This is a genomic window from Sinorhizobium americanum, assembly GCF_001651855.1.
GTDB classification, from domain to species: Bacteria; Pseudomonadota; Alphaproteobacteria; order Rhizobiales; family Rhizobiaceae; genus Sinorhizobium; species Sinorhizobium americanum.
Map to the genome: position 1 here is coordinate 123325 of NZ_LNQC01000075.1, position 21508 is coordinate 144832.

Genomic DNA, 21508 nt, shown 5'->3' on the forward strand with positions numbered 1-21508 from the left:
TTTGCGATTACAGGGACAGGGTCACGTTGGGCGGGACCGCTTTCGCGCAGACCAGAAAAACTTGAACCCCGACGACTGCGTCCAGATCATACTCGGACACCGATTCGCATCCTCCCGAGGTCTTCATGCCCTTCGCCATCAATCCCGCCTATATCTGGCCGATCCTGCTGCTCATCGCCTCCAATGTCTTTATGACCTTCGCCTGGTACGGCCACCTGAAGTTCACGTCTTCGCCGCTCTACATCGTCATCTTCGCCAGCTGGAGCATCGCGTTTTTCGAGTACTGGCTGGCAGTACCGGCCAACCGCATCGGCCATTCCGTGTATTCCGCCGCGCAGCTGAAGACGATGCAGGAGGTGATCACACTCACCATCTTCGTCCTCTTTTCAGTCTTCTGGCTGAAGGAGTCGATTGGCTGGCATCAACTGATCGGCTTCGCGTTCATCGCGCTGGGCGCGGCGTTTATCTTCAAGGGGTGAGCCCTGAATCAGTCCAACAAATCGAACGCCCGATACATCCACGCCAGTTGGTAGAGCACGCCGCCGACGAAAAAGGCGGCGTGGAACCGGCGGTTCGGCGTCAGCGCAGCGGCGATGCAGAGCGATATGTAAGCGGCGTTGCGCAGCGGATATTCGATGCCGAAGGACTCGAAATAGGCTTTTCCCAGCGGTGTCAATGAGGTCGACCAGGAAGGCGAGCGCGAGGAAGCCGAAGAACCAGGCGCGGCGCGACATGAAATAATGCTCGTAGCCGCTGTAGTCCTCCAGCGACGTGGGAAAGAGCAGTACGCAGAGAAAGAAGAAGACGCAGGCGTAGAGGATGACGAACAAATAGACGGTGACGTCGATCACCGCCACGGCGTGCAGGTGATATTCCCACCACCAGAAATGCACCAGGAAGATAAAGAGGAACAGCACCCAGCCGAGGTGGATCCAGAACACCTTGGTCTTGCCGGGGTGCTGGATGAAGAGCGCCACGCCGCTCAGCCAGGCTGAGGCTGATGATCATGCCCATCACCACGCGGATATGGGAGAAGATCGCCGGATCCGGCGCGGGCGCGTCCATGGCTCTACCGCTATTCCGCCGGTACGGGCGTCGGCTTGCCGCTGCCATCGAGGGCCACCATCACGAAAATCGCGTCGGTGACCTTCTCCATCACATGCGAGAGATAGCGCTGCGCCCAGGCCTCGACCTTGAGCGTCATCGAAGTACGGCCAACGCTGACGATGTCCGTATAGATGCAAAGCGTGTCGCCGATCTTCACCGGCAGGGCGAAGGCCATTTCCTTTACGGCGGCGGTGACGACGCGGCCCCGGGCGCGTTCGGCGGCGCGGATGCCGCAGGAAAGGTCCATCTGCGCCATCACCCAGCCACCGAAGATGTCGCCGGCCGCATTGGCGTCGCCGGGCATCGCCAGCGTGCGCAAGGTTAGCTCGCCGTTCGGCTTGATCACTGCATTCATGCCGCCTGTCTCCCTCGTTCAGGCAAGCTTTAGCGCATGGCGCCTATCCGAAAAAGGGGCTCTGCACGGATCGGAGAAGCAGTCGGCGGTCGTCTTGGTTGTCGAAACGTTAATTTGTCCATCCTAAAATCTAGCAAAACCTTTGTTAGGAGCTTCGCAAATTCCTGCCTGTATCCTGCACCAACTTTGAGGGAGGCTGGGATGAGACGATTTCGGATTTCCGCGCGGCTCTACGCGCTTGTGGCATTTGCGTTGCTGGCCATGGCGGCGGCGCTGACCTTTGGCCTGATCCAGGCGCAGGACAAGCTCGTCGCCGAACGAAAGGCGATGCTTTCGGCAATGAACGAGAACGCCGTTACGGTGTTCGAGGCCTATCACAAGCAGGAAGAGGCCGGGACGCTCTCGCGCGAGGAGGCCCAGAAGCGCGCCCTGGAAGCAATCAAGGCGATGCGCTACCAGGACAGCGGCTATTTCTGGGTCAATGACATGCATCCAACCATGGTGATGCACCCGATCAAGCCGGAACTGGACGGCAAGGATCTCTCCCAGAACAAGGATCCGAACGGCAAGTTCCTGTTCGTCGAATTCGTCAAGACGGTGCAGGCACAGGGCAGGGGTTTCGTCGACTATTACTGGCCGAAGCCTGGCGCCGAGGAGCCGGTGCTGAAATATTCGCATGTGGCCGGCTTCAAGCCCTGGGGCTGGGTTGTCGGCACCGGCGTCTATGCCGACGACCTCGCGGCGATGTTCCGCGAGCGCGCCTGGCAGGTGGGCGGTATTCTGGCGGCGGCGGCGTTGGCGATCCTGCTGGCGGCGCTGGCGATCGTCCGCAGCGTCGTGCGGCCGGTCGAAAAACTGAAAGTCGCCATGCAGGCGATCGCCGACGAGGATATTTCATCGGAGGTGCCCGAAACGGACCGTGGCGACGAGATCGGCCAGATGGCCAAGGTGCTGCTGGTGCTGCGGGATTCCGTCAAGGAGCGCCTGGAGCTGCGCTCGCGCGAAGTCGAGCAGCAGGATCGTCTGAACGCCGAACGGCGCGGCAACGAGGAACTGCAGCGCTCGACCGCCGCCACCCAGGCCGAGGCGATGGAAGCGCTCGGCGCAGCGCTCGAGCGGCTGGCAAGCGGCGATCTCACCGCCGAGGTCGGGCGGATCGCGCCGGAATACGGCAAGCTCAAGCACGACTTCAACACTGCCGTTGCCGCGCTTCGCGATGTCATCGGGTCAATCTCGCATTCGACCGAGATCGTGCACGGCAGTGCCGGCGACATTTCCGAAGCGGCGAACAACCTGGCGCGGCGGACGGAACAGCAGGCGGCCGCCTTGGAGGAAACGGCAGCCGCGCTCGACGAGATCACCTCGACCGTACGCCATGCCTCGGACCGCGCCGTTGAGGCCCGTGACATGGTCAACGAGACCAAGGCAAGCGCGGCGAAATCGGGCGGCATCGTCCGCAACGCGATCGATGCCATGGGCCGGATCGAGGATTCCTCGAGCCGCATCAGCCAGATCATCGGGGTCATCGATGAGATCGCCTTCCAGACCAACCTGCTGGCGCTGAATGCCGGCGTGGAAGCGGCGCGGGCGGGCGAGGCGGGACGCGGCTTCGCGGTCGTCGCCCAGGAAGTTCGCGAGCTCGCGCAACGTTCGGCCGGGGCCGCAAAGGAGATCAAGGATCTGATCGGCACGTCGGTCAAGGAGGTCGGTGCGGGCGTCGAACTCGTCCGCTCCACGGGCGACGCGCTGATGGAGATCGAGGCTCTCGTCAACAAGGTGAACGAGCAGGTCGCCTCGATCGCCACCGCGGCGCGGGAACAGGCGACGGGCCTGCAAGAAGTCAATACGGCCGTCAACAGCATGGACCAGATGACCCAGCAGAATGCGGCGATGGTCGAGGAAACGACCGCCGCCAGCCAGGTCCTGGCGCAGGAAAGCCGCGAACTGAAGACGTTGCTCGACAGGTTCCGCCTGCGGGACGGGCAAGCGGCTTATGGCCGGGCCGCCTGACGCACCAACAAAAGCGAAGTAAATGCAAGGCTTGGCCCGCGTTCGAAGGAGCGCGGGTTCTTCTTTTCAGCGCTTTTGCTACTCCTATTCATAGTTGCATGCAGTCGGACCGGTTCGCGGATATTGACGGCGTCCTCCGTTCCGGGTGAGATCGCGCCGGGAACGAGCGGCTGTTGCAATTCGCTCGAGGCACAGCACGATCGCGGAGGACTTCATGGCGCTTCTCAGGCTTCTCATTTCGCCGACAACTGCGGCAATCTTGATGGTCATGGGCCTGCTCTCCGCCTGCACGGTTGTCGTCGACGAACCGCGTCCCCGCCCGCCGATCCGGCCGCCGCAAATGTGTACCATGGAATTCGCGCCGGTCTGCGGCGAACGCGGCAACCGCCTCAGAACCTTCCCAAATGCCTGCAATGCCCGTGCCGACGGATTTCGCGTCCTTCACCGCGGCGAATGCCGGCCCGACTTCCGTCCACCGGTGGAGCAGGCCTGCACCCGTGAATACGCACCGGTCTGCGGCGAGCGCGGCAGGCTGAGGCGGACATTTGCAAATGCCTGCGTGGCACGCGCCGACGGGTTCCGCGTGATCGGGGCGGGCGAATGCCGTCGCGGCGATGGACCCGCACCGCCGCAGCAGTTCTGCACGCGGGAATATGCTCCGGTTTGCGGCCAGCGCGGCGGCCGGCTCAGAACCTTCCCGAATGCCTGCGAGGCCGGTGCCGCCGGCTTCCGCATCGTGCATGGCGGCGAGTGCGGCTGAAGAATGGTCGCCCCTAAGCGAGCGCCGGTCCCATTTGCGGCGCCGGCAAACGCTTCATTTACCATGTTTCCGTATAGTGCGGCCTCAGCCCGACTTTTTCGGCCGCTTGCCCGCTTGGCGACATAGCGGACCTTCAGGTTTCGATCGCGGGCGGGCGGTGGACCGGCAAAGTCATGGCTTTGTCACGGACGAAGGCGGCGAGTGGTATGGCGTATGTTTCTCTTCTCCATCGACCGTTGACGGCGCTGCTGCTGTCTCTTCCGCTTGTGGCCTGCAGCACGGACGTACTGTCGCCGCCCGTCCGGATCGACGACGCCTCGCGCGTCGGCGCCATCCGGCCGAGCCGCGTCATTTCGAGTCCGGAACAGCAGGCGGCTGCCTATCCCTCTCCAGAGCCGGTATCGACCGTCAGCGACAGGAGCGCCGGCGCGGCCGAAACGCAGGGCCGCCTGCCGATGATCGACAGCGAGCCGGAGATGGCTGAGACGCAAGTCGCGAGCGCCGGCCCGATGACCGTTCCTCCCGAAGGCGTCAACATGGATGCCATGCTCGGCGTCGAGCCGGTTGTCGGCCTGGCGCAGGAGCAAGCCGGTGACATCGCCGAAGGCAACACCGCCCAGCCGGTCGTCGGCGGCATCGGCGAGGACAATGTGCGTCAGTTCGGCGGTCCCGCCGAGCCGGCGCCAACCATCGAAGCAGCGCCGGGCTACGATCCCGATCTGCCACCGCTGACGCCGGAGCAGATCTCCGCCGAAGAGGCGAAGAGGGCGCGATCTGTCACGCCGCAACGAACGGTGCGGCGCACCGAGGAGCCGCAGCAGGTCGCCTTCCTGCCCCGCGCCCGCAATCCCCTGTCGGCGCCGGAATATACCGGTGAAATGCCGCGGTCGGAGATCGCCTGCCGCCAGCGCCTGAAAAAGCTCGGCGTCGTCTTCCGCGACGTGCCGCGCATCCAAGACGGTCCGTCCTGCGGCATCGACTATCCGGTCGAGATCAGCGGTCTTTCCGGCAATATTGGCGTCAAGCCGGCGGTCAAGCTCAATTGCCAGGTGACCGAAGCCTTCGCCAAGTGGGTGAAATACGAGCTCGCGCCGTCTTCGCGCTATCGCTACTGGTCGGGCGTCAAGACGATCAAGCCGCTCGGCGGCTATTCCTGCCGGACGATGAACTCGCGCCGCGGCAATCCGATGTCGGAACACGCACGCGGCAATGCGATCGACGTCGGCAAATTCGTGCTGAAGAACGGCAAGGAGATCGACGTGCGCCGGAAGGGCTTCTTCGCCTTCCGGGAGCGCGGGCTGCTGAAGGCGGTGCGGGCCGATAGCTGCAAGTATTTCAACACCGTGCTCGGCCCCGGCAGCGACCCCTTCCACAAGGACCATTTCCACTTTGACCTCAGGACGCGGAAGTCCGGTTACCGGCATTGCGATTAGCCCATCGCCCAAAAGTGTGCAGCGGTTTCGGGATAACGACATGCGCGAGACAAAAAAATAATTCGCGTCGCACGATGCGCTTTAGCGCAAAGAAAAATGGCCGGCGGGAGCCGGCCGAAAACGACCGGAGGATAGGGGAGGCTCCGGCGTGCAAGTCACGAGAGCGGGGTTGCTCCACGCGCACTGAAGGTGATTGAAAAGCATCACCGTTTCATGACAGGGAAGGGCTCTTTCCTATCGGCGGCGCCGGCTGCCGGCTTTCAGCACGATTGGCTACTCATGCCGCCGCTCTCGGAACTGATGATGTTTGCCCTGGCGCTGGCTGCGGCCGGCGTCGTGTCCGGTGTGCTTGCCGGCCTCTTCGGCGTCGGCGGCGGTGCGATCCTGGTGCCGGTCTTCTTTCAGGTTTTCGGGCTTCTTGGCGTCGACGACGCGGTGCGGATGCATCTTTCCGTGGGCACTTCGACCGCAATCATCGTGCCGACATCGGTACGCTCCTTCCTGGCGCACCATCGGCGCGGCATGGTTGACATGGCAGTGTTGCGCAATTGGATCCTTGCCATTCCGCTCGGCGCCCTCCTTGCTACCGTGATCGCCGCCTATGTCAGCAGCGAGACCCTGCGATTGGTCTTCGCCGTCATCGCGTTTGCGGTCGCATTGCGAATGATCTTCAACCGAGCGACCTGGCGTCTTGGCACGGAGCTTCCGAAAAATCCGGCCAAGTGGCTCGTCGGCGTGGTGATCGGCGTTCTGTCTGCACTTATGGGTGTCGGCGGCGGCGTGCTCAACAACACGTTCATGACTCTGTACAACCGGCCGATTCACCAGGCGATCGCGACTTCCTCCGGCGTTGGCGTGCTGATCTCCATCCCGGGGCTGTTCGGCTATATCTGGGCGGGCTGGGGCGAGCCCGGCCTGCCGCCGCTTTCGACCGGCTTCATCAACTGGATCGCCGTCGCCTTGATCATTCCGGTCTCGCTGCTGGTGGCACCGCTCGGCGTTCGGCTCGCGCATGCGATGGACAGGCGGCAGCTGGAGTTCGGGTTCGGCATCTTCATGACCTTGATCGCCTTGCGCTTTCTCTACAGCCTTTACGGCTAGCCAGCGCCGACCCGGATAGTCGCCTCGCCAGCCACCCAAAATGGCTGAGTCTTGCCCCTGCGGCTGTGCGATAATCACTATCCAAGTTCTTGAACACGCAACGCAGGACTCGCACGGGTCACTTGGCGTGATCCTTCGATATATATTATATTTAAATATATACCGATGATATGGAGGCGCCCATGCCGGCAGCTGCAACTGCAAAACCGGAAGTCAAAGGCTTTTACGAGTGCCGCACGTGCAGCATCCAATATGTCGTCTCCGATCCGGCCACGAAGCGTTGCGCCATCATCGACCCGGTTCTCGATTTCGATGAAAAGTCCGGCGCGACGGCGACCGTGCAGGCGGATCTAATCCTCGACTACGTCGCGGAGAACGGCCTGACGGTCGAATGGATCCTCGACACCCATCCGCATGCGGACCATTTTTCGGCCGCGGCCTATCTGAAGGAACGGACCGGCGCGCCGACAGGTATCGGATCCGGGATCGTGCGGGTGCAGAAGCTCTGGAAGGATATTTACAATTGGCCGGAGCTCGAGACGGACGGGTCGCAGTGGGACCATCTCTTCGATGAGGGCGAATGCTTCTACGTCGGATCGATCGAAGCCCGGGTGCTCTATTCGCCGGGCCACACCCTTGCCTCCATCACCTATGTCGTCGGCGACGCAGCCTTCGTCCACGACACAGTGTTCATGCCGGACAGCGGCACGGCGAGGGCGGATTTCCCCGGGGGTGACGCGCGTCAGCTGTGGCATTCGATCGGCGAGATCCTGGCGCTGCCGGACGAAACCCGCGTTTTCACCGGGCACGATTACCGCTCGGGGGGCCGCGAGCCGCGCTGGGAAAGCACGGTCGGCGAGGAGAAGCGCTGCAATCACCATATCGCCGGCGTGAGCGAGGATCAGTTCGTTCAATTGCGCGAGGCACGCGACAGGACGCTGCCGATGCCGAAGCTGATCCTGCACGCATTGCAGGTCAATATTCGCGGCGGCCGCTTGCCGGACCCGGAGGCCAACGGCGCGCGCTATTTGAAGTTTCCGCTCAATGCCCTCAAGGGAGCGGCATGGGGTTGAATGGAGATGCGAACGGTCACCAAATGTCGAAACCTCGCTCCGGACATGGGCGGGCAGGCGGGTGAAGCTGCGGCGCTTCTCAAGACGCTGGCAAACCAGAATCGGCTGATGATCGTCTCTACGCTCGCCGACGGCGAACGTTCGGTGGGTCAGTTGGAAGAGATGCTCGGCATTCACCAGCCGACCTTGTCGCAACAACTGACCGTGCTGCGCGAGGCGGGCATCGTTGCGACGCGGCGCGACGCCAAGCAGATCTTCTATCGCCTTGCCGAAGAAAGGGCTGCGCGATTGATCACCGCCCTCCAAGACATCTTCTGCCGGGATGGGACGAAGCGATAACCATCTATCGGCGTCCGTGAACGGTGCGTCACCGTAATTTTGTCTGGGACGGGCTGCAAAACAGCGCGAATTGGCCCATATAGAGCGGCAACCCGCCGATATTGCCCCGCTTTCCGGATTCGTTTTTCATGGCTCCTATTGTTTCCGTTTCGAACCTGTCGAAAACCTATGCCTCAGGCTTCGAGGCGCTGAAGGGCGTCAGCCTCGAGATCGAGGAGGGGGAGATTCTCGCCCTGCTCGGGCCGAATGGCGCCGGCAAGACCACGCTGATCTCGATCATCTGCGGCATCGTCAATCCGAGCGGCGGAGAGGTCACGGTCAATGGCCATGACGTCGTGCGCGACTTTCGGCAAACGCGGGCGATGATCGGGCTGGTGCCGCAGGAACTGACGACCGATGCCTTCGAGACCGTGTGGAACACCGTTTCCTTCTCGCGCGGCCTGCACGGCAAGAAGCCGGACCCCGCCCACATCGAGAAGGTGCTGAAGGACCTGTCGCTCTGGAACAAGAAGGACAACATGCTGCGCGAGCTTTCCGGCGGCATGAAGCGGCGCGTTTTGATCGCCAAGGCGCTGTCGCACGAGCCGCGCGTGCTCTTCCTCGACGAGCCGACCGCCGGCGTCGACGTCAGCCTGCGCAAGAGCATGTGGGAGGTCGTCGAGCGGCTGCGCGCCGCGGGCGTGACGATCATTCTGACCACGCATTACATCGAGGAAGCGGAAGAGATCGCCGACCGGATCGCCGTCATCAACGGCGGTGAAATTCTTCTGGTCGAGGACAAGAATGCGCTGATGGCCAAGCTTGGCCGTAAGCAGTTGCGCGTCGATCTCGCCCAGCCCTTGGAGCGTATTCCGGATTCTCTGTCGTCCTACAATCTGACACTCGAGGACAATGGCCAGAGCTTGATCTACGACTACGACACGAGCGCCGAACGTACCGGCATCACCGCGCTGCTCGCGGCGCTCGCCGAAACCGGTATCAGGCTTCGGGACCTCTCGACGCAGCAGAGTTCGCTCGAGGACATTTTCGTCGAGATCGTGGAGGCGGGGCGATGAACATCGAGGCAATCAAGTCCATCTATTTCTTCGAGATGGCGCGTACGCGACGTACCCTGCTGCAAAGCGTGGTATCGCCGGTCATCTCGACATCGCTCTATTTCATCGTCTTCGGGGCGGCGATCGGCGAACGCATCCAGGAGATCGACGGGGTTTCCTATGGCGCCTTCATCACGCCCGGGCTAATGATGCTGACACTGCTGACGCAATGCATCGGCAATGGCTCCTTCGGCATCTATTTCCCGAAGTTCACGGGGACGATCTATGAAGTGCTGTCGTCGCCAATCTCGATGCTGGAAATCGTTCTCGGCTATGTCGGCGCGGCGGCGACGAAGGGGCTGATGATCGGCACGATCATCCTGATCACCGCATCGCTCTTCGTCGATCTCAGCATCGCCCATCCCTTCGCGATGATCTTCTTCTTCGTCCTGACGGCGGTGACGTTCAGCCTGTTCGGCTTCATCATCGGCATCTGGGCGAAAGACTTCGAACAATTGAACCTGATCCCGATGCTGGTCGTTCCGCCGCTCGTCTTCCTGGGCGGAAGCTTCTACTCGGTCGACATGCTGCCGCCCTTCTGGCGGGCCGTCAGCCACTTCAATCCGGTGCTTTATCTGATCAGCGGTTTCCGCTGGAGTTTCTTCGAGATCTCCGACGTCAACCCGCTTGCCAGCGCCGTGATCATTCTGGCTTTCCTAGCGATCTGCATGGCTGTCCTGACCTGGATCTTCCGCACCGGCTACAGACTGCGCAACTGACGGCCAGACCAAGCGACACGGTTTGCTACCGCCCGGGCCAGGCGCGGGTTGAGTTTCGTTCGACCAGGACCGGTTCGAGCTTGCAGTCGTGTGGCGTGGAGGATCGGCTGAGGATTGCCTTGAGCGCAATCCGCGCGATCTCGGCGAGCGGTTGGCGAATGGTCGTCAAGCGTGGCAGAACGAGGGAGGCGAGCGGAATGTCGTCGAAGCCGACGATCGATAGATCATTCGGTATCGAAAGACCGACGTCGGCGGCCGCGCGCATCAGCCCGATCGCCTGCTGGTCGCTGGCGGTGGCGATTGCCGTCGGCGGGTGTTCCTGTCGCAGCAGCCTGTTGCCAAGCTCCTCGCCGGCCCTGTAGTCGAAATTGCCGTCAACGGTCTGGAAGGCGAGCGGCTGGCTCGGATGCTGTTGCTGAAATTCGCGAATCCGGCCGACGAAGCCTTCACGCCGTTCGCGCGCAACATCGAGTGTGGGAGGACCGCTCATGTAAGCAATGCGGCGGTGCCCAAGCGACAACAAGTGGTCGGCGGCGAGGTAGCCGCCTCTTCGGTTGTCCACCCCGACGAGCGTCTGTCCCTGTAGAGGCCGGTCGACGGTAACGGTATTCTTGCCGCTGACGAGGTCGCCAATCGTGCTTTCGCTGACCGGGACCAGGATAAGACCCCTCGGCAGACGACCGAGTAGCGCCTGTACCTGCTGCTGTTCGGCGGCGGGATCGTCATGGCTGTTGGCAAGAAGCACGGAATACCCTTCGGACGAAGCCAGCATCTCGACGTGTTTCGCTAATTCGGCAAAGAAGGGGTTGGTGATGTCGGGGATCACCAGGCCTATGAGATCAGTCTTGTTCAGTCTCAGGCTCCGTCCAAGCGTGTTGGGCTGGTAGCCGAGCTCCTGGATCGCCTCCTCGACACGGATGCGGATCTCTTCATTGACTGTCTTGTTTTTCGCAAGGACCCGCGAAACCGTGCCGACGGCAACACCGGCCGCCTTGGCGACATGTTTTATGGTGACGGTCAAGAGCACCCCCGAGGACACGCCTTCTAGGCCGCAGGATATAGATACAGTGCAAAAGATTGCAACGATGAAACGTTTCATATTGACAGCAAAGCGATGAAACGGTTTCCTGCTGCCTGAAACGACATCTGAGCTTAGCAATGAAACGTTTCACCGTCGCTGGAGGGCGGCGGTTTCTCACGGAGGAGAATCGATGAAACTTTCCAAACTCGCATCCGTCCTGACGCTCGTCGCAGCCACTGCGCTTCCGACCATTGCCGTCGCCGCTGACAAACCGGTGGTCGGCCTCGTTATGAAGTCGCTCGCCAACGACTTCTTCAAGAATATGCTGGAGGGCGCCGAAGCTCACGCCAAGAAGCGTGGCGACTACGAGCTGAAAGCCATCGGCATGCAGAACGAAACGGATTTCGAAAGCCAGTTGAACGGGGTCGAGAATTTCATCACCCAGGGTGTCGATGCGATCGTCATTGCACCGGCCGACTCGCGCGCCATGGTCGCTCCGCTGAAGAAGGCGATCGATGCAGGCATCACGGTGGTCAACTTCGATGTCTCGCTCGATGAACAGGCCAAGAAGGATGCCGGGCTGGATCTGGCCTTCGTCGGTCCCGATAACCGCGGCGGTGCCAAGCTGGCCGGCGACGCTCTCGCCAAGGCGCTCGGCGAAGGCGGCAAGGTCGTCATCATCGAGGGCAATCCGGGCGCCGACAACGCGGCCCAGCGCAAACTCGGCTTTGAGGATGCGGTCGCTGCCGGCAAGCTCAACCTTCTCGATTCGCGTACCGCGCATTGGGAGACGGAAGAGGCGAACTCGGTTTTCTCGACAATGCTGACGGCCCACCCGGACATCCAGGGTGTCATGGCGGCAAACGATTCGATGGCAATCGGCGTCATCAAGGCGCTCGATGCTGCCGGCCGTTCCGACATCAAGGTCGTCGGCTTCGACAACGTCTCGGCCGTCCAGCCGCTGCTTAAGGATGGCAAGCTGCTCGCCACCGTGGACCAGTTCGGTTCGCAAATGGCATCCGATGCCATCGACAAGGCCCTGGCGGTGGTAGGCGGCGGACCGAAGCTCGAGGGCTGGGTCAAGACCGACATCAAGCTCGTTACCACGGACGACGTGAAGTAACGGGACCTGCCGTACCGTACCGGTTTCCTACCGGTACGGTCTTCTCCCGCACGGGTGTTTCCATGAATACGAATCTGGCCCACGCCGACAGCGCGCCGAACCCGGCAACTGCGCCGCTACTCGAGCTTCACGACATTCGCAAACGCTTCGGCGGAACGGTGGCGCTGGCCGGCGTGACGCTCTCTATCGCACCCGGAGAGGTGCACGGGCTTATCGGCGAGAACGGTGCCGGAAAGTCCACCCTCATCAAAGTGCTTTGTGGCATCGTCAAGCCCGACTCCGGTGTCATAGCGTTGGCCGGTGAAGCCTATTCGCCGCACTCGCCGCGGGACGCCAAGGCGCGCGGCGTGCAGGTCGTGCACCAGGAGTTCAACCTGCTCCCCTTTCTCTCGGTCGCCGAGAACATCTTCATCGAGCATCTGCCGCGCAACGCCCTCGGAGTCGTGAAGCGCCGCGACATGAATACACGCGCCAGAGCCGCTCTTGATGCCATCGGCCTGAAGGATATCGACGTCCGCTGGCCGGTGGAACGGCTCGGCATCGCCCATCGGCAGCTTGTCGAAGTCGCCCGTGCACTGATGACCGAGAGCCGGGTCCTCATCCTGGATGAACCGACCGCGACCCTGACGTCGCGTGAAACCGAGCGACTGTTCGCGATCATCGACGATCTGCGGCGTCGTGGCGTATCCATCATTTTCGTCTCGCATCACCTCGACGAGGTCTTCAGGCTGTGCGACCGGGTAACGGTGTTGCGTAACGGTGAGACCGTCACGAGCCGCCGCATCGGCGCGACGACCCAGGACGAACTCGTCCGAGCCATGGTCGGCCAGCAATTGCAAAAGGAAATGACCCACAGCATCGAGTCGTCGGCGCGCTCCGAGACAGTGCTGTCGCTAGTCAACTTCCGACATACGGAGTCGCCGCACGAAGACGGCGTATCCTTTGATCTGCACAAGGGCGAAATTCTAGGGATTGCCGGTCTGGTGGGCTCCGGTCGCACCGAACTGCTGCGCGCCATCTTCGCCGCCGAGCCACCCCTGTCGGGTACGCTGTTGCGGGATGGCAAACCGATGTCCTTGCGCTCGCCGCGCGACGCGATCCGCGCGGGGATCGGTTTCGTCACGGAAGACCGCAAGGAGGAGGGGCTGATCCTGTCGATGCCGATCGCGGCGAACGTCACGATGGCCTCGCTGGCCGATGTGTCGCGCCACGGTCTGCTCGACCAACGGGCCGAAAACGCCCTGACCGAAAAGCTCGGAGTCGATCTGAAGCTGAAATATGGCGGACCAGGCAAGAACGCCTCCACGCTTTCAGGCGGCAACCAGCAAAAGGTGGTTCTTGCCAAATGGCTTGCCCGCAAGCCGGAGATCCTGCTGTTGGATGAACCGACGCGGGGCGTCGATGTCGGCGCCAAGGCGGAGATCTACGCCTTGATCCGGCGGCTGGCGGAACGCGGCCTGGCGCTGCTCGTGGTCTCCTCGGAGCTACCGGAACTTATGACGCTGTGCGACAGGATCATGGTGATGTCGCAGCATCGCATCGTCGGCTCGCTCCGGCGCGCCGACTTCTCCGAAGAGAAGATCCTGACCTATGCCTACCAGGGCGAAAAAAGACAGACGGGGCATTGATATGCAACTTGACGAAAACCTACCAACTGCAACGGCCCCCGCGGTGTCGATGAAGCTGCTGCTGCGCGATGCCGGCATCGGCATCGCACTCCTGCTGCTCATTCTGTTTTTCGCGCTGACGGCAGATCACTTCCTGTCGCCGAACAATATTTCCAACATCCTGACGCAGATCACCATCAACCTGATCCTTGCCATTGGCATGACCTTCGTCATCCTTATCGGCGGCATCGATCTCTCGGTCGGCTCCATGCTGGCGTTCTGCGCGGTGGTCGGCGGTTCGGTGCTGACGATCCCGGATCTTTCGGTCTTTCAGGCGGTGAGCCTGGCGACCGTTGCGGCGGTCGGGACCGGTGCGCTCTGCGGCTTCCTGAACGGCTGGATCAGCGCGTTCTGGGGGCTGCCTTCCTTCATCGTCACGCTCGGCATGCTCAACATCGCCCGCGGCGCGGCGCTGCAGGTCACGGATGCGCGGACCATCTATTCCTTTCCGCCGAGTTTCAACGCCTTTGGCTCGCAGATGATCTACGGCGTGCCGGTCGTGTTCCTGATTGCGCTTGCCCTGGTGGGCATTGCCTGGTTCGTTCTTTCGAGGACCGTGTTCGGGCGTCTGCTCTATGGAATCGGCAACAACGAGGAAGCTGTTCGCCTCGCGGGCCACTCGCTGATGATCTACAAGATCGCGGCGTTCACGATCGCCGGTGTGCTGGTCGGTATCGCCGCCATTGTCTACATGGCACGGCTCAACATCGCCAGCCCTATCATCGGCATCGGCTTCGAGCTCAACGCCATCGCTGCCGTCATCATCGGCGGAACGAGCCTCAGCGGCGGACGCGGCAGCGTGATCGGAACGTTGCTTGGCGCCTGCATCATCGGCGTTCTCGCGAACGGCCTCATCCTCTTTGGACTGAGCGACTTCATGCGTCAGCTGATCACCGGCGTGGTGATCATCCTGGCGGTCATCGTCGACAAGTACCGCGAACGGATCACGGCCGCCTGACGGCGGCGATCCGCCCTCAGCCAAAGGCTCGGCCGCACCCAGACTAAAGCGCCAAGACCGTCGCGGCGGCAAGAAGGATCATTTTAGTCCCGCAGGCGCAGTTCATCCGTCCGCATTTGCAGAGTGTCGAGGGTCGAGAGAAAGCTCATGCCGAGCAGGCTGCGGTCGAGCTTGCCTTCGGCCGCGACGGTTGCCCGGATATTGCGGCGCTCGATCGGGCCAATCGCGAATTCCTCCAGCGTCACCGGCGCCGCCAGCGCCGGTCCGTTCGCCGTCATCACGGTCAGGGTATAGCCGAGCCTGGAAGGATCGAGACCGATCCGCTCGGCGTCCTCGTAGGTTAGCGCGATGCTGCTCGCGCCGGTATCGACGAGCATGCTGACCTCCTGCCCATTGACCGTCGCGTCGGCCTGGAAGTGGCCGTCGAGGCGCTTGCGCAGCACGACTTCCGGCTGCCCCTCGCTGTCTGTGACGACCATCGCCCGGCCGGGCACGAGTTCGGAGAGCACCCGGTCGCCGAAGGCCTGAAGCTCGACGCGATAGGCATAGCCGGAAACGAGGCCGACCGTGATCAGCAGCCATGTGGCGATCTGGCGCAGACTCTCCCCGAAATGGCGTCGGCTGCGGACAATGCCGGCCGCAAGCAGCGTCGCAATGGCCCCGAGCGAGACCAGCTGGCCGAAGTCGTCATTGTTCATGCCGAAAGTCTGGCCGCTGTCGTGATTGAAAAGGAGGAGCGCCAGGCCGATGGCGAGGATTGCCAGCAGAAGGATCAGACGATTCATGCGCCGCTTCGTTCCCGCGCCAAACGGGCCCGGCGTGTTTCCCGGCGCGGCTTGCGCTCGACGGTCTCAAGCCGCGCCGGCAGCGCCTGCATGATGCTATGCCGCTCGTGATCGGTGTAGAGCGTCCAGGAGCCGATTTCATCCCGCGTACGCCCGCAGCCGAAACAGTAGCCTGTCCGGTCATCGATCGCACAGACGAGAATGCAGGGAGATTCCATCGGCTTTGACGTGCTCCGATCTGATTCGTCGATTTATATTGGCTTTTCAGATGGCCAACGCAAGAGCGCCGAGAACGGCGATCTCCGTCAGCTGCTGCATGGCGCCGATCGTGTCGCCGGTGTGGCCACCAAGCTTGCGGTTAGCGACCCTGCCAAAGCCCAGCAAGGTGAGGGCGAATGCGGCGAATGCAAGCAGGGTCGCGATCAGAGAAACGCCGGCCGCGTAAAACAGCAGAAGCGAGAGGATCGCCCCTGAACCAAGCGCTTGCGATGTGGCGCGCGGCTCCGGAACGCCGGCTGCCGCGGCGACTCCGTCGCGGCGCGCCGGCGGTAGGCGCGACCAGTGCCAGACCATGGCCGTGCGGCTGAGGGCGGCGGTCCCGAGAAGAGCAAACGCGGCCCCGACGGGGGAGAGGAGCGGCAGGAAGGCCGAGAGCGCGGAAACGCGAAGGCCGAAGGAGAGGATGAGCGCCACCGCTGCATAGGTGCCGATGCGGCTGTCCTTCATGATCGCCAGCGCGCTCTCGCGATCACGGCCGCCGCCGAGGCCATCGGCGGTGTCGCCGAGGCCGTCCTCGTGCAGCGCGCCGGTGACGAGCGCCTGCACGCCGACGATCAGGAAAGCGGTGAACAGCGAACTCGCCTGAAGCACGTCCAGGAGCACGGCGAGCAGAGCGGCAGGGAAGGCAATCAGGATGCCGGCGAGCGGGAAAGCGCGCACGGCGCGGCTCAACCGGCCGTCATGGCCGGCGAAATGCCGCTCAGGCATGGGGATGCGGCTCAGGAACGCAATCGACCGCGCCAGATCATCACAGAAATCGCCGACAAAGCGCATTGTCTCTCCCGGGCCGGATCCGTCCGAATCACCGGCCCTTTGCCGGATCATGCTCCGTGGACAGCATTTGACGCAAATGCCGTTGCCGGAAGCGATGGCAGCCTCTATGAGGGCATCGAACGCCCCTTCGGACATGCAAGGATTCCCCATGAGTGCCAGCGGCCTGCCGTTTGATGATTTCCGCGAGTTGTTGCGTAACCTGCCGGGTCCCGATGCCGCGGCGCTCGTTGCGGCGCGCGAACGTGATGGGCAACTGACGAAGCCGCCGGGCGCGCTTGGCCGTCTTGAGGAAATCGCCTTCTGGCTCGCCGCCTGGACCGGCCGTCCGCCCGCGGTCAACCGGCCGCTGGTTGCGATCTTTGCCGGCAATCATGGTGTAACAAGGCAGGGCGTCACACCATTCCCGTCCTCCGTTACGGCACAAATGGTGGAGAATTTCGCCGCCGGCGGGGCGGCCATCAATCAGATCTGCGTCACCCACGACCTCGGGCTCAAGGTCTTCGACCTAGCGCTCGATTATCCGACCGGCGACATCACCGAGGAAGCCGCTCTGTCGGAACGGGACTGCGCGGCAACGATGGCCTTCGGCATGGAGGCGATCGCCGGCGGTACGGACCTGCTCTGCATCGGCGAGATGGGCATCGGCAACACCACGATCGCCGCCGCGATCAACCTCGGCCTCTATGGCGGGACGGCCGAGGAATGGGTGGGGCCGGGGACCGGCTCCGAGGGCGAGGTGCTGAGGCGCAAGATCGCCGCCGTCGAGAAGGCGGTCGCCTTGCATCGCGATCACCTGTCCGATCCGCTCGAACTGATGCGCCGGCTTGGCGGGCGCGAGATCGCGGCGATGGCGGGCGCCATTCTGGCGGCGCGCATGCAGAAAGTGCCGGTGATCATCGACGGCTACGTGGCAACGGCAGCCGCCGCGATCCTCAAGGCCGCCAACCTTGCAGCACTCGACCATTGCCTCATCGGCCATGTCTCGGCAGAGCCGGGGCATATCCGCGCCATCGAGAAGCTCGGCAAGACGCCGCTCCTGGCGCTCGGCATGCGGCTCGGCGAGGGCACCGGCGCGGCCCTTGCCGCGGGCATCGTCAAGGCGGCCGCCGCCTGCCATGGCGGAATGGCGACCTTCGCCCAGGCCGGCGTCAGCAACAAGGACTGAAGCCGCGGCGTCGGCGCTTCCTGTCGGCCGACTGTCAGCCATGTTATGCTTGGCAGCTGCGGTCTTGATGCCGGGCGGCTTCTCGCCTATCCGCAGACGCGGGGCGCGCGCTCTTCAATTGAAGTCGGCCTCGCATTCGCCGCAATCGCACTGTCGAAGCTCGCAGTTTCAAGCATGTCGAGACGAAATGGACGCCAAGAACACCACCCCCCGCAGCCGAACCGCCCCGTTCACAAAGCATAAGGGCATCCGCCATCTCTTTGCGGCCGCGAGCTATTCGCTTGGCGGCGCGAAGCGGCTTGTCGGCGAGGCGGCCTTTCGCCATGAGCTGATTGCCTTTGCAGTTGCAATGGTCGCCTTCGTCATCGCCGGGGCCAGCATCTTCCAATATGTGGCGATGGCCATCCTGTTCCTGCTAATGATGGCGTTCGAAGCGATCAACACGGCGATCGAGGAGATCGTCGACCGCGTCTCGCCGGAGATCTCGGAAATGGGCAAGCACGCCAAGGATCTTGGATCCTTCGCCTGCCTGTGCCTCATCCTGGCGAATGCCACCTACGCCTTTTACGTGGTATTTCTAGCCCGCCATCTCGGCTGACCACGGCCACCCGGAGCGCGCGGTCAGGCAAAGCTCTTGCGGCGGCGCGCCGGCGAGGGGACGTCCTCGACCGGCGGAAGGCTCTGCAGGACGCGGCGGGGCGGCAGGATGGCGATCGCCTCGGTGCCTTCGCGAAGCTTCGAGCGCAGGATGAATTGCCCATTGTGCTTGGCGAGAATTGCCTGGACGATCGGCAGGCCTAGGCCGGTGCCCTGTTCGGCGCTCTTGATGGCGATCGAGCCCTGGCCGAAGGCGGACAGCACGATCGGAATCTCCTCCTCGGGAATGCCGGGGCCATTGTCCTTGATGGAAATGTATTGCCCGCCGCCGGCGGTCCAGCCGGCCTTGACGACGATTTCTCCGCCGGACGGCGTGAACTTGACCGCATTCGACAGGAGATTGAGAGCGACCTGGCGCATCGCCTTCTCGTCGACCCAGACGGAGGGCATCGCCTGTTCGAACTGCGGCTCGATGGTGATGTTCTTGCCGCGGGCGCGCAGCTGCACCATGCCGATGCAATCCTCGGCGATCTCAACGAGATTGACGGCCTCTTCGTTGAGTTCGTAGCGACCGGCTTCAATGCGGGAAAGGTCGAGGATCTCGTTGATGAGGTTCAGGAGATGCTCGCCGGAGCGGTGAATGTCGACCGTGTATTCCTTGTAGGTCGGGTTGTTCAGTGGACCCAGCACTTCCGTCGACATCACTTCCGAGAAGCCGAGAATGGCATTGAGCGGCGTGCGCAGCTCGTGCGACATCGATGCAAGGAAGCGGGACTTGGCAAGGTTTGCCTCTTCGGCGCGCCTGCGCGCCTCGTCCGACATGGACTTCGCCACTTCGAGTTCGGCGATCAGGTCGTCCTTTTCCGATTGCATGGAGAGGATATGCACATTGGCCTTGTTCATCCTCTCGGTCATGAAGGCCAGGAAAACGAGTGAAAGCGACAGGATGCCGGTCATGCCGACATGAATGGGATCGCCGCCCGCCAATGACGTGAAGCCGAGCGCGGCAACCACGGGGAGAAAGGTATAGACGAGGGCTTTGCGCAGCAGAAACGTGCCCATGGCCGTAGCGGCAAGCGCAATGAACAGTCCGGTTCCTTCGAAGAGGGCGAACTGGATCTCGCCGCAGGCACTGCAGTCCTGCAGGGCAAAGGTGGCCCAGCAAAGCCCCATCAGCAATTGACCGGCGAGAAAGCGGCGGCGCCAGATCGCGACTTTCTCGGTGCCGATGTTCTGGCGCTTCGCCTTGCGCGCCAGGTAGACGGTGACCGCGTGGGCCGAGAGCGTCATCACGCTCCAAAAGAGGATGCTCGGCGACCCGGAAAGATAGACCCCGATTACCGAAATCAGGCCGACGAGCAGGGGGACGGCGATGGCGCCATGCAATACCGCGTCGACGTGGAGAAGGAGCATTTCGCGGTCGAAGCCGGAAGGGGCGGACGAACCGGTCTGCAGCCGCTGGCGAGTCGCGCGCACCGCCTTCGAAACGGCCTTGTTTCGATGGTTTCGCGACTTGTCGACGATGATCTTATCAGTCGATGTACTGACGGCGATGCTCATGCTCGTGGGTCGGGGATTGCGTTTGGCTTGAAGTCTAGGATGCAATCCTTAAGAAGTTGCTGCCTCTACAGCGCCGCGCGTCCTATCAGACGCGCTAAGGTCGCTGTAGCACTTCGAATTGCTGCATGTTCTTATCCCTAAATCGCATGATTTAGGGATACATGCAGAATGGAAGGATTCGACAACCATTGTGGCGCGATTGCGTTTTTGCCTGATGCCAGACAGAGAGGTCGCCGTTTGAAACCAGGGCACCGCAGATTCCGTATCGTCGGTGGCGGAAAGCCGGCGGCTGCTGGACGGCGCTTCGTTTTTGGGCGTCCGGGAAGCGTTGCGCAGCGGAGCAATCGCTCGGAGGGACGCGGCAGCCTGTTCGGCGGCTGGGTGTTCCTGCTTCTGTTGAGTCTTGGCGCCTATGTTGCCTCTAGTCTGCCGCCGCCGGAAAAAGCCGTTACCGGTGAACTGCTCGGCGCCGCCGTCGCCAGCGACGGAGACAGCCTGCGGCTCGCCGGCCGCCGCGTGAGGATCGAGGGCATCGATGCTCCCGAGATCGACCAGAGGTGCCGGCGTGGCACGACGAGCTGGGACTGCGGTGCGGAAGCAAGGCGGCGCCTGGCCGAACTCGTCGAAGGGAGGACAACGCGCTGTCGCCTGCATGGGCGCGACCGGTACGGCAGGGAGCTCGGCCTCTGCGAAGCCGGCGGGCGCGACATCGGCCGCGAGATGGTTCTCTCCGGTCTTGCGGTCAGCTATGGGCTCTATCGTGACGAGGAGGAACAGGCGCGAAATCGCCGCGCCGGCCAGTGGGCGGGCGAGTTCGTCCGGCCGCAGGAATGGCGCCGCACCCAGGGTAAGGGCGAAGAGTCGCCGCACCGGGCCGGCGACTGGCTCGAACTCATGCTGCAGTGGCTCGAAAATCAGATTTGGATTGTCGGTGCCTAGCGCCGAGGAACGGCTGCGGGAATTGCGCACCGCGATCGCGGCCTGCCGCCTCTGTCGCGACGATCCGGCGCGCGGCGAGGGCCATCGGCTGCCGCATGAGCCGCGGCCCGTGGCAGTCCTCTCCGCCAATGCCCGGATACTCATAGCCGGCCAGGCACCGGGCTTGCGGGTGCATGAGAGCGGGCTCCCGTTCAACGATGCTTCGGGTGACCGGTTGCGGCAATGGCTGGCGGTCGATCGAGAAACCTTTTACGACCCCTCCAACTTTGCAATTGTGCCGATGGGCTTCTGCTTTCCTGGATATGACAGGCATGGCAGCGACCTGCCACCGCGCACCGAATGTGCGCCGCTTTGGCGGCAGAGAGTGATGGACGCCATGCCGCAGATCGAACTGGTATTGGCGGTCGGCCATTACGCGCAGCGCTGGCATCTCGGAACGGACTGTCCGAAATCCATGACCGAGACCGTGCGCAACTGGCGGCGCTACGTACAGCGCAATTCCGAAATCGCCGTATTGCCCATGCCCCATCCAAGCTGGCGCAACACCGGCTGGTTGCGAATGAATCCGTGGTTCGAGGCAGAACTGCTTCCCTATCTGCGCGATCGGGTCGGCGCTTTGATCCGCTGAAACAATTTTCTTTATCTTCAT

22 protein-coding genes and 1 pseudogene are annotated in these 21508 nt (G+C 62.7%); 16 read left to right on the forward strand and 7 right to left on the reverse strand.

Translation table 11 applies throughout. The features are described 5' to 3' along the window. Positions 1-125 precede the first annotated feature (125 nt). Positions 126-479 (forward strand): DMT family protein, encoded by a 354-nt coding sequence (locus tag ATC00_RS23690; RefSeq protein ID WP_037386173.1) that lies wholly within the window; start codon positions 126-128, stop codon positions 477-479. Positions 480-487: 8 nt separating this feature from the next. Here ATC00_RS23690 and ATC00_RS23695 read toward each other — a convergent pair. Further along, positions 488-1065: pseudogene (locus ATC00_RS23695) on the reverse strand (hypothetical protein). A 10-nt stretch (positions 1066-1075) separates the two neighbouring features. Continuing rightward, entirely contained in the window at positions 1076-1462 is a 387-nt protein-coding gene (locus ATC00_RS23700; RefSeq protein ID WP_037386170.1) for an acyl-CoA thioesterase, read from the reverse strand. 201 nt (positions 1463-1663) lie between these two features. On the opposite strand from ATC00_RS23700, the gene ATC00_RS23705 reads away from it, so the two are divergent. The 8 genes from ATC00_RS23705 to ATC00_RS23740 all read left to right on the forward strand — a co-directional run bounded on the left by ATC00_RS23705 (position 1664) and on the right by ATC00_RS23740 (position 9991). Next, a complete protein-coding gene (locus ATC00_RS23705; RefSeq protein ID WP_037386167.1) occupies positions 1664-3472 on the forward strand; it encodes a methyl-accepting chemotaxis protein in 1809 nt (602 codons plus the stop codon). Between the two features lie 214 nt (positions 3473-3686). Next, the gene (locus tag ATC00_RS23710) at positions 3687-4232 is read left to right on the forward strand and encodes a Kazal-type serine protease inhibitor family protein (RefSeq protein ID WP_064254636.1); all 546 of its coding nucleotides are present in this window, start codon (positions 3687-3689) and stop codon (positions 4230-4232) included. Between the two features lie 206 nt (positions 4233-4438). Continuing rightward, on the forward strand, positions 4439-5665 hold the full coding sequence (locus tag ATC00_RS23715; protein WP_037386160.1) for an extensin-like domain-containing protein: 1227 nt from the start codon (positions 4439-4441) through the stop codon (positions 5663-5665). Positions 5666-5944: 279 nt separating this feature from the next. Next, entirely contained in the window at positions 5945-6766 is an 822-nt protein-coding gene (locus ATC00_RS23720) for a sulfite exporter TauE/SafE family protein (RefSeq protein ID WP_037386200.1), read from the forward strand. A 182-nt stretch (positions 6767-6948) separates the two neighbouring features. Beyond that, positions 6949-7839, forward strand: coding sequence for an MBL fold metallo-hydrolase (locus ATC00_RS23725; RefSeq protein ID WP_037386157.1), 891 nt, complete (start codon positions 6949-6951; stop codon positions 7837-7839). Positions 7840-7845: 6 nt separating this feature from the next. Then, complete coding sequence (locus tag ATC00_RS23730; protein WP_037386195.1) at positions 7846-8178, forward strand: ArsR/SmtB family transcription factor; 333 nt, start codon at positions 7846-7848, stop codon at positions 8176-8178. A gap of 128 nt (positions 8179-8306) precedes the next feature. Beyond that, positions 8307-9233, forward strand: coding sequence for an ABC transporter ATP-binding protein (locus ATC00_RS23735; RefSeq protein WP_037386190.1), 927 nt, complete (start codon positions 8307-8309; stop codon positions 9231-9233). Further along, entirely contained in the window at positions 9230-9991 is a 762-nt protein-coding gene (locus tag ATC00_RS23740) for an ABC transporter permease (RefSeq protein ID WP_037386154.1), read from the forward strand. The genes ATC00_RS23735 and ATC00_RS23740 overlap by 4 nt, the downstream gene beginning before the upstream one ends. A 25-nt stretch (positions 9992-10016) precedes the next feature. Here the strand turns inward: ATC00_RS23740 and ATC00_RS23745 are convergent, their stop codons facing one another. Then, positions 10017-11018 (reverse strand): LacI family DNA-binding transcriptional regulator, encoded by a 1002-nt coding sequence (locus ATC00_RS23745; protein ID WP_234782411.1) that lies wholly within the window; start codon positions 11016-11018, stop codon positions 10017-10019. 184 nt (positions 11019-11202) lie between these two features. Here ATC00_RS23745 and ATC00_RS23750 point away from each other — a divergent pair, with 184 nt between their 5' ends. The 3 genes from ATC00_RS23750 to ATC00_RS23760 all read left to right on the forward strand — a co-directional run bounded on the left by ATC00_RS23750 (position 11203) and on the right by ATC00_RS23760 (position 14760). Beyond that, positions 11203-12135, forward strand: coding sequence for a sugar ABC transporter substrate-binding protein (locus ATC00_RS23750; protein ID WP_064254637.1), 933 nt, complete (start codon positions 11203-11205; stop codon positions 12133-12135). Positions 12136-12197: 62 nt separating this feature from the next. Next, entirely contained in the window at positions 12198-13763 is a 1566-nt protein-coding gene (locus tag ATC00_RS23755) for a sugar ABC transporter ATP-binding protein (protein ID WP_037386149.1), read from the forward strand. A gap of 1 nt (position 13764) precedes the next feature. Beyond that, a complete protein-coding gene (locus ATC00_RS23760) occupies positions 13765-14760 on the forward strand; it encodes an ABC transporter permease (RefSeq protein ID WP_037386146.1) in 996 nt (331 codons plus the stop codon). 83 nt (positions 14761-14843) lie between these two features. Here the strand turns inward: ATC00_RS23760 and ATC00_RS23765 are convergent, their stop codons facing one another. The 3 genes from ATC00_RS23765 to ATC00_RS23775 are packed head-to-tail and all read right to left on the reverse strand — an operon-like array spanning position 14844 to position 16598. Continuing rightward, on the reverse strand, positions 14844-15545 hold the full coding sequence (locus tag ATC00_RS23765) for a TIGR02281 family clan AA aspartic protease (RefSeq protein WP_037386143.1): 702 nt from the start codon (positions 15543-15545) through the stop codon (positions 14844-14846). Then, complete coding sequence (locus ATC00_RS23770) at positions 15542-15763, reverse strand: DUF1289 domain-containing protein (RefSeq protein ID WP_064254638.1); 222 nt, start codon at positions 15761-15763, stop codon at positions 15542-15544. Before ATC00_RS23770 ends, ATC00_RS23765 begins: the two co-directional genes overlap by 4 nt. A gap of 46 nt (positions 15764-15809) precedes the next feature. Next, positions 15810-16598: an adenosylcobinamide-GDP ribazoletransferase gene (locus ATC00_RS23775; protein ID WP_037386186.1), complete on the reverse strand. Its 789-nt coding sequence runs from the start codon at positions 16596-16598 to the stop codon at positions 15810-15812. 148 nt (positions 16599-16746) lie between these two features. Here ATC00_RS23775 and cobT point away from each other — a divergent pair, with 148 nt between their 5' ends. Further along, positions 16747-17763 (forward strand): nicotinate-nucleotide--dimethylbenzimidazole phosphoribosyltransferase, encoded by a 1017-nt coding sequence (gene cobT, locus ATC00_RS23780; protein WP_037386139.1) that lies wholly within the window; start codon positions 16747-16749, stop codon positions 17761-17763. A gap of 187 nt (positions 17764-17950) precedes the next feature. Then, positions 17951-18361 (forward strand): diacylglycerol kinase, encoded by a 411-nt coding sequence (locus ATC00_RS23785; protein ID WP_037386137.1) that lies wholly within the window; start codon positions 17951-17953, stop codon positions 18359-18361. Between the two features lie 23 nt (positions 18362-18384). On the opposite strand, the gene ATC00_RS23790 is transcribed toward ATC00_RS23785, so the two are convergent. Then, positions 18385-19920: a sensor histidine kinase gene (locus ATC00_RS23790; RefSeq protein WP_037386135.1), complete on the reverse strand. Its 1536-nt coding sequence runs from the start codon at positions 19918-19920 to the stop codon at positions 18385-18387. A 237-nt stretch (positions 19921-20157) separates the two neighbouring features. Between ATC00_RS23790 and ATC00_RS23795 the strand changes: the two genes are divergently transcribed. After that, positions 20158-20859, forward strand: coding sequence for a thermonuclease family protein (locus ATC00_RS23795; protein WP_064254676.1), 702 nt, complete (start codon positions 20158-20160; stop codon positions 20857-20859). After that, the gene (locus tag ATC00_RS23800) at positions 20852-21487 is read left to right on the forward strand and encodes a uracil-DNA glycosylase family protein (protein WP_064254675.1); all 636 of its coding nucleotides are present in this window, start codon (positions 20852-20854) and stop codon (positions 21485-21487) included. The genes ATC00_RS23795 and ATC00_RS23800 overlap by 8 nt, the downstream gene beginning before the upstream one ends. Positions 21488-21508: the final 21 nt, after the last annotated feature.